Source organism: Providencia sp. TYF-12 (genome assembly GCF_041344805.1).
Classification (GTDB): domain Bacteria; phylum Pseudomonadota; class Gammaproteobacteria; order Enterobacterales; family Enterobacteriaceae; genus Providencia; species Providencia huashanensis.
The window spans coordinates 2549013-2563627 of the sequence record NZ_CP166833.1 but is presented as its reverse complement, the minus strand read 5'-3'; the positions used below and the strand labels follow the sequence as shown (position 1 = coordinate 2563627).

Below are 14615 nucleotides of genomic sequence, written 5' to 3'. Positions count from 1 at the left end.
ATGCGTAAAATACAAAATATCATCAACCTAGGGGTTAAAGAGTTACGCAGCTTAGGCCGAGATAAAGCGATGCTTGCATTGATCGTCTTTGCGTTTACCGTTTCGATTTATTCATCGGCAACGGTTACGCCGGGTTCGTTACATAACGCGCCTATTGCGATAGCCGATCAAGACCGCTCACAGTTATCGAATCGGATCATCAACAGCTTTTATGCCCCGTATTTTTTACCCCCGGCAGATATTACACCTGACCAAATTGACGGTTTATTAAATAGAGGTTCATACACCTTCGCACTCGATATTCCGCCTAATTTTCAAAAAGATGTTCTTGCAGGGCGACAACCTGAAATCCAAGTTAATATTGATGCAACACGGATGAGCCAAGCTTTTTTAGGAAATAGCTATATCCAAAATATTACATTAGGAGAGGTCAACGAGTTTTTAGCAAAGTATCGAAGTAATGCAAGCTTGCCAGTAGACTTAGAAGTGAGGATGCGTTTTAACCCTAATTTGACGCAATCGTGGTTCGGTTCCGTAATGGCGATTATCAACAATATCACGATGTTGTCTATTGTCTTGACTGGGGCTGCGTTAATCCGTGAACGGGAGCATGGCACAGTAGAGCACTTGATGGTGATGCCGTTGACGCCATTTGAAATCATGATGTCGAAAATATGGTCCATGGGGCTGGTGGTACTGATTGCATCGGGTGTTTCATTGTTGCTGGTGGTTAAAACCTTGCTGCAAGTCCCTATTGAGGGGTCTATATTGCTCTTTATGGGAGGGGTTGCGCTGAGTTTATTTGCGACGACGTCAATCGGGATTTTTATGGGAACTATCGCAAGGTCCATGCCTCAGTTCGGTCTATTGATGATTTTAGTTTTATTACCTTTAAATATGCTTTCTGGGGGAATGACGGCACGTGAGAGTATGCCTCAATTAGTGCAAGATATTATGCAAACTATGCCAACAACTCACTTTGTTAGCCTTGCGCAAGCTATTTTGTATCGTGGTGCAGGTTTCCAAATAGTTTGGCCGCAATTTGTTATTTTAATCGTCATTGGGAGTGTTTTCTTTACACTTGCATTGTTCCGCTTCCGCAAAACTATTGCCACGATGGCATAATCATAGAAAAAATACCTTCCTAACAACAAAACGCTTGCTGAAGAGTTCAGTAAGCGTTTTAATGTCGTACCTATTAATTACATGACAATGGTTAGGTTATACCTATCAAATCGATAGTGGGTACTGATTGGATTTAATTGCTGTAAAACAGTAACTTAATAGGCAACCAAACAGGAGAACATCATATGTCATTAATTAATACTCAAATCAAACCTTTTACTAACCAAGCATTCAAAGACGGTCAATTTATCGAAGTTTCTGAAAAAGACGTTGAAGGTAAATGGAGTGTTTTCTTCTTCTATCCAGCTGACTTTACTTTCGTTTGCCCAACGGAATTAGGCGATATTGCTGACCATTACGAAGAATTCCAAAAATTAGGTGTTGAGATTTTCTCTGTATCTACTGATACCCACTTTACACATAAAGCATGGCATGCAAGCTCAGACACTATTGGCAAAATTAAATATGCCATGATCGGTGACCCAACTGGCGCATTAACTCGTAACTTTGAAAATATGCGTGAGAATGAAGGTCTAGCAGACCGTGGTACGTTTGTTGTTGACCCACAAGGTATCATTCAAGCAATTGAAATCACTGCTGAAGGTATTGGCCGTGATGCTTCAGATTTACTGCGTAAAGTTAAAGCTGCGCAATACGTAGCTAGCCATCCAGGTGAAGTTTGCCCAGCGAAATGGAAAGAAGGTGATGCGACACTGTCTCCGTCTTTAGACTTAGTTGGCAAAATCTAATTAGTTTCTAGATTAATAAAAAAACTATTCAAGTTGCAGGTGTTTAGGCCTGCAACTTGAAGCATGGACGGGTATATGTACCCGATTTTATGATTAAAATTAAAGGGGATTACATGCTCGACAATAATTTACAGGCACAATTAAAAGCCTACTTAGAACGTTTAACTAAACCCGTTGAATTAGTTGCTAATATAGATGACAGCCAAAAATCAAATGAAATCAAACAGCTGTTAGAACAAATCGCATCACTATCAGATAAAGTCAGTGTGCGTGAAGAACGCAACGACGCGATAAGAACACCTTCTTTTTTAATTACTAACCCAGGAATAGATAGTGGCTTGCGTTTTGCAGGTTCGCCACTGGGACATGAATTTACCTCTCTTGTGCTGGCATTATTGCAAATTGGTGGTCATCCATCGAAAGAAGCACAAGAGTTATTGGAACAAGTTAAAGGCCTAGAAGGTGAGTTTCATTTTGAGACTTATTACTCGTTATCATGCCATAACTGCCCTGATGTTGTTCAAGCACTGAATTTAATGGCTGTATTGAACCCCAATGTTAGCCATACCGCGATTGACGGTGCGCTTTTTCAAAACGAAATTGACGAGCGTAATGTAATGGGCGTTCCTGCGGTTTTCCTTAATGGAAAAGAGTTTGGCCAAGGGCGTATGACATTAAGTGAGATTGTTAGCAAGGTTGATACCAACTCGGATGCACGCGCAGCAAAATCACTGACAGAACGTAAGCCATTTGAAGTACTGGTAATTGGCAGTGGCCCTGCGGGTGCTTCAGCTGCAATTTATACTGCTCGTAAAGGGATCCGTACTGGGGTGATCGGTGAGCGTTTTGGCGGCCAAGTAATGGATACCGTTGATATTGAAAATTATATTTCAGTGATTAAAACCGAAGGGGCAATTTTTGCGGGCGCGTTAAAAAATCATGTCGATAGTTATGATGTTGATGTCATTGATGGTCAATCGGTAGCGAAATTGATACCCGCAGCAGAGGAAGGTGGTTTACACCAAATTGAGACAGCATCAGGTGGTATCTTAAAATCACGCAGCATCATTATTTCTACGGGGGCTCGCTGGAGAAACATGGGTGTTCCTGGGGAACAAGAGTACCGCACTAAAGGCGTTACATTCTGCCCACATTGCGATGGTCCATTGTTTAAAGGTAAACGTGTAGCGGTAATTGGTGGTGGTAATTCAGGAATTGAAGCGGCTATCGATTTAGCGGGAGTCGTTGACCATGTTACTGTGCTTGAATTTGCACCAGAACTGAAAGCGGATTCTGTGTTACAAGAAAAAGTCCGCAGTTTAAGTAATGTCGATATTATTTTGAATGCACAAACCTTAGAGGTTAAAGGTGATGGTAGCAAAATGACGGGTCTTGAGTATAAAGACCGTACAGATGATAGCGTTCATTTACTTGAGGTTGCAGGGGCATTCGTACAAATCGGTTTATTACCCAACACCAATTGGTTGGGAGATACCATCGCAAGAAACCGTATGGGTGAAATTGAAATCGACGCACGTAACGAAACGAGTGTTAAAGGTATTTTTGCCGCGGGGGACTGTACAACAGTACCTTATAAGCAAATTATTATTTCAGCCGGAGAAGGGGCAAAAGCCGCACTTAGCGCATTTGATTACCTAATCCGCACAAGTACCAGAACCGCTGAATAGGTATAATTTACTTTATATTCAGTGAGTTGTAGTCAAAAGGCACTCGGGGGCGAGTGCCTTTTTTTTTGTGCATAATCTGTACAAAAAAGGCTCAAAAGTGCCTAAAAGTGTTCAAGTGTGGACATCAACCATTGACTAAATCCATTTAAATCAATTAGTTAACTCAATTTACATTTGCTTAACAAATGAGGTATTTTCAACAAAAGATAGAGTTTCGAACAACAGCACCGAGAAAATTATTGATGATGATATTCTATAGCTTCATCACACACATCGAAGTTTTCGTCATTTCAGCAGTAGATTACACCAGAGAATTGTGACCCATCATCATTATCATCACGTAGAGGTAGATAAATCTTCAAAGGCGAGCGTTCTACTAAAGGTGTCGTGATGGTTAAAATTACAAAGAGGTATGGCAAAATTTGATATTACCTCGCTGGAAAAGGGGGTATCTTCCGACATTATAAAGTTTCTTATCAAAATAAATTTTATAAATGTGGAGCAGTTCTTAGATGTTAATTATCAACAAAATCAAAAGCTAATCATTTTCTGGATACCACGATTAACACTTTATATTCCAGTCTTTATATGCTGATCTTTTGATCATGAAGATAACTCATGTTCCAAATGAAATTAAGTCGCTTTAACTCATTCATCGGCTCTGGCATAAATTAGGTTATTCAAAATCATTAACTTATTGACAACATAAATATTGATAAATGGAAACGTGATTTTAAAAGCGAGGCTCCGTTTCCATCTTGGCGCTTAGGATGCAACAAACACGATGAATAAAGATTTTACCTTTAAGATTAAAAGCAGTGTTTTCGACGAGAATTATAACCCTTCGGAAAATACTCGCATTACGACCAACTTTGCTAATTTAGCGAGAGGGGAAAACCGTCAAGAAAATTTACGTAACACGCTGGTGATGATGAATAATCGTTTTAATACACTAGCGTATTGGGATAACCCAAAAAGTGACCGTTATTCAATCGAAATTGAAATTATTTCGGTAGAGATGAGCGTTGAAAAAAGTGCCAATACTTTTCCTGTTATTGAAATACTAAGAACTAATATTATTGATAAAAAAACGGGTAAAAAGATAGAAGGACTTGTCGGAAATAACTTTTCGTCTTATGTCCGTGACTATGATTTCAGTGTTCTATTGCTAGACCATAATAAAAACCAAACAAACTTTAGCCTTCCCGAAAATTTTGGTGATTTGCATGGGAACATCTTTAAATATTTTGTAAATTCAAATGAGTATAAAGCGCGCTTTAACAAGGCGCCAGTGATATGTTTAAGTGTATCAAATAAAGACATTTACCACCGTACAGGAAATCAACACCCGGTATTAGGGATAGAATATCAGCAAAATGGTAGCTCATTAACGGATAAATATTTTAAAAAAATGGGATTACAGGTTCGCTATTTCATGCCGAAAAATAGTGTTGCACCGTTGGCCTTTTATTTTACGGGGGATTTGCTGAATGATTACAGCAATATTGAGTTGATTGGCACAATCAGCACGATGGAAACATTCCAGAAAATTTATCGCCCTGAAATTTATAATGCGAACTCTGTCGCAGGGCAATGCTATCAACCGAGTTTGACGAACCAAGATTATTCATTAACAAAAATTGTTTATGACCGCGAAGAACGTAGCCGACTGGCTATTGAGCAGGGGAAATATACCGAAGAACACTTTATTGAACCCTACAAACATATTCTAGAGAAATGGTCTGCTAACTGCGTGCTTTGATTAATTTAAAAATTTAAGGTCAATTATTATGAAAATATTATTACCAACATCCACTGCAGGTAGCTTACCGAAACCTTCATGGCTTGCTGAACCGGAGAAACTTTGGTCTCCTTGGAAATTACAGAATGATGAATTAATTGAGGGAAAACAAGACGCGCTTCGTTTATCTTTGGACGATCAGCTACGGGCAGGGATTGATATTGTTAGCGATGGTGAGCAAACACGCCAGCATTTTGTGACGACATTTATTGAACACCTTAGCGGCGTTGATTTTGAGAAACGTCAGGTGGTTAAAATTCGTGACCGTTATGAGGCAAGTGTTCCTACCGTTGTTGGTGCCGTTGCGCGCCAAAAACCTGTCTTTGTGGAAGATGCCAAATTTTTACGTCAGTTAACTAACCAACCGATTAAATGGGCTCTGCCAGGCCCGATGACGATGATCGACACGCTGTACGATAACCACTATAAAAGTCGTGAAAAACTGGCTTGGGAATTTGCTAAAATCCTCAATCAAGAAGCAAAAGAGCTTGAGGCGGCAGGGGTTGATATTATCCAGTTTGATGAACCCGCTTTTAATGTTTTCTTTGATGAAGTTAATGATTGGGGAATAGCGGCATTAGAAAGAGCTATTGAAGGGCTAAAATGTGAAACTGCTGTTCATATCTGTTATGGCTATGGCATTAAAGCCAACACAGATTGGAAAAAATCGTTGGGAACAGAGTGGCGGCAGTATGAAGAAGCATTTCCTAAACTGCAAACTTCGAATATCGACATCATTTCTTTAGAGTGTCATAACTCACGTGTTCCTATGGATTTGATCGAACTGATCCGTGGTAAAAAAGTGATGGTAGGGGCCATTGATGTGGCAACAAATACGATAGAAACCCCTGAAGAGGTTGCGAACACATTACGTAAAGCCCTTGAGTTTGTTGATGCAGATAAACTTTACCCTTCGACAAACTGTGGTATGGCTCCATTATCTCGTCAAGTGGCTAGCGGTAAACTCAATGCGTTAAGTGCCGGAGCAGAAATCATCCGTAGAGAGCTTTCAACGAAGTAGTTGCGCTAAATCCCCTAGTTTTGTAATAGGTTTATTTCTTATCATCACATGTTAAAGAAGCTTCTTACCTATAAGAAGCTTCTTTAATACAATTAGAGTTAAATGACATTTCTTCCCTATCACCGTTGGATGACTAATTAAATGTTAACCTATTAATAAAGGGTTAATGACGTTTTGGTTATCGTCAATTTACCGTCAATTCATCCGTAAAAAACACCATATATAGCCACTAATTAATATCCCTTTAAATAGTTAAAGTAGGAAATTATTTTTGATTTAAATCACATTAACTAAATATTATTCATACATTAACAAATTAAAAGCGCTATTGTTAAATTAATGGGAATGCATTGTTAATCTTTTGGGTGGTGGATCGGAAATGAATACAGAAAAATATGACTATATTATTGTCGGTGCGGGCTCTGCGGGATGTGTTCTTGCTGCTCGATTGATTCAGAACATTCAAGCTAGGGTATTACTTCTCGAAGCTGGAGGAAGTGATAACCACATGTTTATTCGTATGCCAGCATGCGTGGCTAAAATTATTGCACAAAAAAGCTGGCCTTACGAAACCGAACCGGAAGCTCATGCTAACAACCGTAAAATGCAGATTGCTCAAGGGAAAGTTCTTGGGGGAAGTAGCTCTGTAAATGGCATGATTTATATCCGCGGCCAAAAACAAGATTACGATAATTGGGCTCAAAATTATGGTTGCGAAGGTTGGGGTTACGATGATGTGCTCCCGTGGTTTAAAAAAGCGGAACGTAACGAAAGCCTGACAGGTGAGTATCATGGAACCGAAGGGCCTCTCCCTGTGAGTGAGAACAGGTACCGGCACCCACTATCGATGGCATTTATTCGTGCGTCACAAGAACATGGATTACCTTATGTTAATGACCTCAATGGGGGAAGCCAGCAGGGTACTGGTTTTTACCAAACGACAACCCACAATGGTGAAAGAGCAAGCACTTCAAAAACATATTTAAAATCGGTGGAAAATAGCGAAAAACTCACGCTAAAACTGAATGCACAAGTTAACCGCATTATTATCCGTAATGGCTGTGCTGTTGGTGTTGCTTATCAAGGGAAAAGTGGACATGAAATAGAAGCGTTTGCAACAAATGAAGTTCTTATTTGTTCAGGCGCGATGGGGTCAGCAAAACTATTGATGTTGTCAGGCATTGGGCCAGAAGAACATCTTTCCAGTCTGGGTATTGATACCGTTGCAAATCTGCCTGTTGGCAAAAATTTTCATGACCATTTGCATATGTCAATTAACGTGACAACCAAACAACCAATTAGCTTATTTGGTGCGGACCAAGGGCTAAATGCGATTAAACATGGACTGGAATGGATGGTCTTTCGTAGTGGGCTATTAGCCTCTAATGTATTAGAAGGTGCTGCGTTTAAAGACAGTTGTAACCAAGGGCGCCCTGATGTACAAATCCATTTTCTTCCTATATTGGATAGCTGGGATGATGTTCCTGGTGAGCCATTACCAGCGACTCACGGTTTTACATTGAAAGTGGGGTATCTTCAACCCAAATCCCGTGGTGAAGTTTTATTGCGTAGTCGTGACCCTCTCGCCCCGTTAAAAATTCATGCAAATTATCTTGCTTCGCCTGAAGATATGGAAGGTTGCAAACGAGCAGTTAAATTTGGTTTAGAAGTGCTCAATTCACCGTCATTGCAAGCGGTAAGCAAAGATATTTTGATGCCTCCTGCGGCGGTATATGATGATGAACGGCAGTTAGAAGAGTTTGTCCGTAATTTTTGTAAAACGGTTTATCACCCCGTGGGAACTTGCCGCATGGGAACAGAAACAACAAATTCGGTAACAGATTTACGTTTAAGGGTTCATGGTATTAAGAATTTACGGGTGGTGGATTGCTCTGTCATACCAGAGATCCCAAGTGGTAATACGAATGCGCCAACGATAATGATTGCAGAGCGTGCAGCAGCAATGATTATTGAGGATAGAAAATAAATTTTATTATTGTTATGTCTGCTGAGGGTAGTCTCAGCAGCTGACTTTTGGGGGGTATCAAAAAACACCTGAGCTACACAAGACATAGGTAACTGGTGTTTAATGTGGTTCTATATGTCAGGCACGTTGATCAGTTGATTAAAATTCTACTTTTTGCATTTCTCCTTTTGTTCCCAGATAGGGTATATTAAAGAAATCATCGTAAAGTTGTTTTTTATTATAGGTAACATTGGCAATGGCAGTGATCCCAAAAAACTATGCGCGCTTGGAAAGCGGCTACCGTGAGAAAGCACTTAAAATTTACCCGTGGATATGTGGGCGATGTACTCGGGAGTTTGTGTATTCAAATTTACGCGAATTAACGGTTCATCATATCGACCATGACCACACCAATAACCCAGAAGATGGTAGTAATTGGGAATTATTGTGTCTGTTTTGTCATGATCATGAACACTCCAAGTATACGGAAGCTGACCAGTACGGTACACGCGTGGTCGCAGGGGAGGATGCGCAAGATGATATTGAAGCCGCGACTTACAATCCCTTTGCAGATTTAAAATCAATGTTAAATAAAAAGAAATAATTTTAGTCGTAAAACTGCGCTTATAGTTAATCAATGATAGCAAATACATTTATCTGAGTGTATTTGCTATCGTTAATGCCTCACTAAATACCCATTTTTTAATTCCCTGATCCGCACGATATGTTCATATGATTGTTTGACAAAGGGGATTACTCAGGCTTATATTTAATTCATTCAAATGAATTAAATATAAAGAGAGATGATGATGAATACAATAACTGTTCCAAGCCCCTTTTCTTTTGAAGAACGTGATAGAAGGTGGGGGATAGCAAGGAAAATCATGCAGTTAAATGACCTAGAAGTCTTAATGATTTATGGGGATAGGGAGTCAGCTGCGCCAGCACCTTTTTGTATTGACCACTACTTTACTAATGACCGCTTAGGTTCCGTCGTGATTTTTCATCAAGATAAAGCACCGCTGGTGGTGACATTTGCGCCAATGATGGTGGCTGACCATATGCAAGCGCAGATGCGGGGCGATGTACAATGGATCTCGCCAGAGCAGATTATTGTGGGTAAAACAGGGCGAAATATTGCACAAATATTTGTTGATTTAGGGGTATCAGCCAATGCGAATATCGGTGTGGTGGGTTTGGAACCTTATCCCCCATTTTATTTTGATGGGGCGATGCCTTATAACACGTTAACAGGTATCAAAGAACGCTTACCTCAACTTAATTTTGTGCCTGTGTATAAACATTTTTTCCAGTTAGCTTCAGTGAAAAGTGCCGAAGAATTAGAGCATGTAAGATATGCTGCGATGATTGGTGAAGCAATGAGTGAATCAATGCGCGCAACTGCGTTGGTCGGTCACTCAGAAGCCGATATTGCCGCAGCAGTGACAGCCAAGTGTTTGTCCATGGGCGGGTTTACTGCCGAAATTTTAATGGGTTCTGGCCCTGAGTATATTGGTTGGGGGCAACCTGCTTGGCAATATCGTTCACAGCCACCGCGTAAAATTGAGCAAGGTGATATTGTCTTGAGTGAAATATTTGCACTGTATGGGATGTATGAAACACAACACCAAGCCGCAGTCGCTGTAGGGAAAATTCACCCTAACCTCGAAAAGGCTGCGGCCGTCGCACGGGAATGCTATGAAATAGGCGTTGAAAATCTGAAAGAAGGTGTCACTTTTGGGGAAGTGGTCGATAAAATGGAACAGCCTCTTTTAAAATCAAAAGGATGGCATGTTCACCCGTTGATCCACAGTATTAACCCATATGGGCCAATTGGTTTTGGTACTGCGCCGGGTATCGAGTCTTTACCTATTGCACAAAAGTATCGCCAATTAGAGCGTTTACCGAACCCTGGTCGTGAGCTGGTGTTAAAAGCAGGTATGACATTTGCCTTTGAACCTAATTGCGCATTTGGTTACCATTTATGTAATTTGGGCGGAACTGTCGTCGTTGGTCAAAGTCAGGGTATTGAACTGAATCATAATTCAACTTATCTTATGCGGGCAGATAATTAATAGATGGAATAACAGCGGGATATGACTGAAACCAATAAAAATACACTTTCTTCTGAGTCAACCAAAGAAAAGTTAATCAATGAAGGGATTAAACAGTTTGCTCTTCATGGTATTAATGGTGTAAGGACGCGACAACTAGCTGAAAATGCAGGAGTTAACCAGTCTGCAATTCCGTATCATATGGGCGGGAAATTGGGCGTTTATACCGCTGTTATCCAAAAAATAGCCGCTGATTTATCCCAAGCGAGTAATATTCAGCTATTTGATGATCAGATGGCAAAGATAAAAACACAGTCTGTTGTGGAAAATGAGCAAATAAATCAATTGGCATGTTTATTGATTAAAGGATTGGGTAATGCATTACTATTACCTGAACATGAATATTACTCAGTATTGATCCTTCGGGAGCAGTTAGAACCGACAGAAAATTATGATGTTATTTATCGTGATTTTATTGAGCCTTTTCATATTAGGTTATCTAGCCTCGTTCAATTGGCTCATTCGGTTGATGAGCAAACTGCAATTATTCGCGCCCATACATTAATCGGTCAAGTATTAGGCTTTGTTGTTGCACGCAAGCCATTACTCAAGCGATTAGAGCGCGAACAAATAGATGATGCGTTGTTAGCACAAATTATGCAGCAAATTTGTTTAATGACGAGCAACGCATTTCTTATCTCTATACAAAACTAATATGGCGAATATAGCTTTCCACATGGTGTTTTAATGGATATCTTGATGGCTACGGTACACTAGTGATAATTCAGGGTGATGCCATAAACTCGCTGGAGTAACGGTTGTACGTTCCCAAGGGATGTGTCCAATAAACCATAATTTCCAAAAATTTAATTTGGCTTTTGGGTTTTTGGTTAATAAAGCTTCAAAGGTTTCAATTTCGCCAATTTGGATAGATAACGCTGATTGGTATATATCAAACACGAATTTTGAACAAAATTGCCTCGAAGAATCATAATTAAACCCCGTATGGTAAAATTTATTTAAACGTGGTGGTACTTGTGCGACTAACGCTTTTTTCTGTTCTTGGGTCAATGACTGTCTGAGTCGCCGTACACTATAGCGCTTATCAGATGACCGAGAAATAAAACGGGATAAGGTAGTTGTGGTTGATAGTGGAACACGGCTTTCAGCGATTAAATAGTCATCTCCATCATGGCCTACAATCATGCCGACATGGTTGCTCCAGCATTGTGAAGCAGAGGCTATCTGGCGAAACAACTCTGTTCCGATACTGGTAAATACAATATCACCAACTTCGAATTTATGGGGATAATTTATTGTCGTCATCAATTTACCTCAATGAAATATAATGTCATTAAGGTACATTTATAATGGTTCGTAGAAATCAAGCTATCAGATAAAAGCTTAAAATAACCATTGTTTAGGTTGGGTATAGGTTCGTTAGTTTTTCGCTGAGCCGTTTTACACTACTTATGATGTCATTTTCATTATGAGCGGCATATCCAAAGAGAATCGCATTGTGGTTGCGGCTTTCAATACAATAACGAGATAACGGTTGTGCACCAAAGCCTAATTGCTGGCATTGTTCAAGGATTATCCGAATATCGTAACCTGCTTTGACCCAGCAAACAGTGTGAATACCAGAGTCTGTCATTTGTACGTCAAATAAATGGGGCAAGTATAAGTTGATTGCGCTGAGGAATGCGTTTTGCCTGTCATGACATATTTTGCGTATTTTCCTAACATGACGTGCATAATGCCCCTCTTGAATAAACTGAGCTAAGGCCGCTTGCTCTAGGTAGCCACAATGACTATCACTGTAATATTTCATCATTGTAAAAGGTTCGCTCAGTATTTCTGGGACAACTAAAAAGCCTAAACGGAATCCGGGATACATCATTTTAGAGAATGTGCCTGCATAAATTACACGTTGGTGATTATCCAGTCCTTGTAATGCTTGAATTGGTTTAGATGAAAAACGAAACTCACTGTTATAGTCATCTTCGAAAATCCATGCATTATTTTGTTGTGCCCAATCTAGCAATGCCAAGCGCCGAGGTAAACTTAACGTTGTTCCTAGTGGAAATTGGTGTGAGGGCGTGGTGTAAATTAATTTTGCATGGCTATATTGTTTTGCAGCATAAGTGATATCCATTCCCTCCTGATCTGAAGGAATAGCGGCGATTTTAGCCCCTGTTGCGGTGAGTATTGCCCTTGCACTATCATAACCAGGGTCATCTAACCAAACAGTATCACCTTGTTTTAATAGAACTTTGGAAACTAAATTAATGGCTTGCTGGGTACCGTTGACAATAATAATTTGATTTTCATTACAGTGGACTCCACGCGTTGAGCGAACATAGTCAGCCACCAGTTTTTTTAACGGCATATAACCATCGGGATGGTTAAAATGAGGGATTGCAGACTTAGATTTACGCCAAACACGGCCCAGTAAACGCCCCCAAAGTTCATGTGGAAATTGGTCTACACAGCCAATACCAATATTAAACATTTGGTGTGTGTTTGTATTCGGGCGTGATTTATCCCATAAGCTTTCTAGTGTGCTGATAATAGGGTTCAGATTAAGTGCATTGTATTCAGGGCAATTAATAATTTGAGGCTTACTTGTTGTTCTAACTAATTCGTCTGGGATCTTCGCTGAAACATAAGTGCCAGACCCTTTCTTGGTATACAAATAGCCTTCATCAATTAACCTATCGAATCCTGCAATCACAGAATTTCTAGAAATTGACATCATTTCCGCAAGTGCTCTAGTTGAGGGAAGTTTAATACCTGTATTAATACGCCCATCCAGAATTGCATCACGGATTGTGTGGTAAACATTTTCTTTAATGTAACCCTCTTTAAGTAAAAGAAGGGGAAATGGAGCTTGCTGCTTACGGCGCATAAAGTGGACCCTATTTAAATAACAAAAGTGTATCTTATACAGCACCAGATTGGTATGTACTATAACCCCACTAAGTTATAAATTAATAGATGGAAGGGTTATTATGAATAAAACAGCATTACCAGTCACAGTCGATTTTGTCGCGCCAGAACATTACCCTGAGTGGTTAGTTTATTGGCTAGAATATCAAAAATTCTACAAAGTGGATTTAAAAGAAGAGGTGACGTTAAAAGCGTGGGAGCGCTTCTTTGATGCTAATGAGCCGATGTATTGTGCTGTAGCACTGGAAGAAGGAAAAGTTGTTGGTTTTGTGAATTATTTATATCACCGGTCAACTTGGGCTGAAAATGATTTTTGTTATTTAGAGGATTTATATGTGACACCTGAAATGCGAGGTCGTCATGTTGGGAAACAGTTAATCGAGTTTGTACATCAGCAAGCTAAAGAAAAACAATGTGGTCGTCTTTATTGGCATACGCAAGAAACTAACTTACCCGGTCAAAAATTGTATAACTGGGTGGCAGAAAAGCCCGGCGTGATTGAATACAGAATGGCCTTGTAATAAATAGCCGCCGAATATCCTACATTTCAGTTAATTATTTGCTGACCCGTTGTTTGGCAACAACGGGTTTTTCATCTCAATCAGAGAGCATGCAAAAATAAACTGAGTTAATCAGCTAATTGGGAACGTACTTCCATCAATGCGAAACCCAGTAAATTTAACCCTTTCCACGTTAGAGGATTTTCGATATTTTCACTATCTTCAGCTAACCCAATTCCCCAAACTTTATCAACGGGGCTGGCTTCTACGAGTATTCGCTCATTTGTAGAAAGTAAAAATTGCTTTAGTTCTTCATTTTGTGAAAATTTTGCCATATTAGCGGCAACCACGATCTCAAAACGGTTTTTATCCCAGACATCTTGTTTAAACCCACGGACTTCGCGACCAAAAGCTTTAGCCGCACCTGGATTTGGTGCATGAATAATTTTATTTAGGGTTTCTGTATCACCAAATAAGCGTGCTTTTTCCGCCATCATAAAATGTTCAGCACTTGCAAATCGATGACCATCAACAATAAATGGGGAAGGGTACCATTGGCTAAAACAGCTTTTGGTTATGTGATTTTGTTTTGTTTGGTGGCCCCAGAAAAAAACATATTTATATTTTTTGCCTGAGCGAAATTGATTACAAAGAGTTTTTATATCCATAAGTTAGTCAGCTTTAGCTAAGAATAATATGCTTAGCTTAGCTTATCTATCACAGGTAACCCTGACTATCGGAATAGCCTGCTTAGTCAATTAT

Annotated in this window: 13 protein-coding genes; 10 read left to right on the top strand and 3 right to left on the bottom strand. The window is 39.8% G+C overall.

Features of this window, described 5'->3' with window-relative positions:
• The 9 genes from ABE954_RS11620 (at nt 1) to ABE954_RS11580 (ending at nt 11118) form a co-directional block, all read left to right on the top strand.
• Entirely contained in the window at nt 1-1125 is a 1125-nt protein-coding gene (locus ABE954_RS11620) for an ABC transporter permease (RefSeq protein WP_162493717.1), read from the top strand.
• Between the two features lie 185 nt (nt 1126-1310).
• On the top strand, nt 1311-1874 hold the full coding sequence (ahpC, locus tag ABE954_RS11615; protein WP_042843832.1) for an alkyl hydroperoxide reductase subunit C: 564 nt from the start codon (nt 1311-1313) through the stop codon (nt 1872-1874).
• Nucleotides 1875-1987: 113 nt separating this feature from the next.
• Nucleotides 1988-3562 (top strand): alkyl hydroperoxide reductase subunit F, encoded by a 1575-nt coding sequence (gene ahpF, locus ABE954_RS11610; RefSeq protein WP_042843830.1) that lies wholly within the window; start codon nt 1988-1990, stop codon nt 3560-3562.
• Nucleotides 3563-4346: 784 nt separating this feature from the next.
• On the top strand, nt 4347-5324 hold the full coding sequence (locus ABE954_RS11605; protein ID WP_129465897.1) for a DUF1852 domain-containing protein: 978 nt from the start codon (nt 4347-4349) through the stop codon (nt 5322-5324).
• 28 nt (nt 5325-5352) lie between these two features.
• On the top strand, nt 5353-6384 hold the full coding sequence (locus ABE954_RS11600; RefSeq protein ID WP_042843827.1) for a methionine synthase: 1032 nt from the start codon (nt 5353-5355) through the stop codon (nt 6382-6384).
• A 379-nt stretch (nt 6385-6763) separates the two neighbouring features.
• A complete protein-coding gene (locus ABE954_RS11595; protein WP_371025455.1) occupies nt 6764-8371 on the top strand; it encodes a GMC family oxidoreductase in 1608 nt (535 codons plus the stop codon).
• Nucleotides 8372-8606: 235 nt separating this feature from the next.
• Nucleotides 8607-8954, top strand: a complete 348-nt coding sequence (gene yajD / locus ABE954_RS11590) for an HNH nuclease YajD (RefSeq protein WP_166686520.1) — start codon at nt 8607-8609, stop codon at nt 8952-8954.
• A 205-nt stretch (nt 8955-9159) separates the two neighbouring features.
• Entirely contained in the window at nt 9160-10425 is a 1266-nt protein-coding gene (locus tag ABE954_RS11585) for a Xaa-Pro peptidase family protein (protein WP_131680003.1), read from the top strand.
• Between the two features lie 21 nt (nt 10426-10446).
• Complete coding sequence (locus ABE954_RS11580) at nt 10447-11118, top strand: CerR family C-terminal domain-containing protein (RefSeq protein ID WP_042843824.1); 672 nt, start codon at nt 10447-10449, stop codon at nt 11116-11118.
• Between the two features lie 30 nt (nt 11119-11148).
• Here ABE954_RS11580 and ABE954_RS11575 read toward each other — a convergent pair whose 3' ends face one another.
• Complete coding sequence (locus tag ABE954_RS11575; protein WP_166686521.1) at nt 11149-11730, bottom strand: YebB family permuted papain-like enzyme; 582 nt, start codon at nt 11728-11730, stop codon at nt 11149-11151.
• Nucleotides 11731-11824: 94 nt separating this feature from the next.
• Entirely contained in the window at nt 11825-13312 is a 1488-nt protein-coding gene (locus tag ABE954_RS11570; RefSeq protein WP_042843821.1) for a PLP-dependent aminotransferase family protein, read from the bottom strand.
• Between the two features lie 103 nt (nt 13313-13415).
• Here ABE954_RS11570 and ABE954_RS11565 point away from each other — a divergent pair, with 103 nt between their 5' ends.
• Nucleotides 13416-13874, top strand: coding sequence for a GNAT family N-acetyltransferase (locus ABE954_RS11565; RefSeq protein ID WP_042843820.1), 459 nt, complete (start codon nt 13416-13418; stop codon nt 13872-13874).
• A gap of 107 nt (nt 13875-13981) precedes the next feature.
• Here the strand turns inward: ABE954_RS11565 and ABE954_RS11560 are convergent, their stop codons facing one another.
• Nucleotides 13982-14521 carry an NADAR family protein gene (locus ABE954_RS11560; RefSeq protein ID WP_042843819.1) on the bottom strand — a complete coding sequence of 180 codons (540 nt, stop codon included), beginning with the start codon at nt 14519-14521 and terminating at the stop codon, nt 13982-13984.
• Nucleotides 14522-14615: the final 94 nt, after the last annotated feature.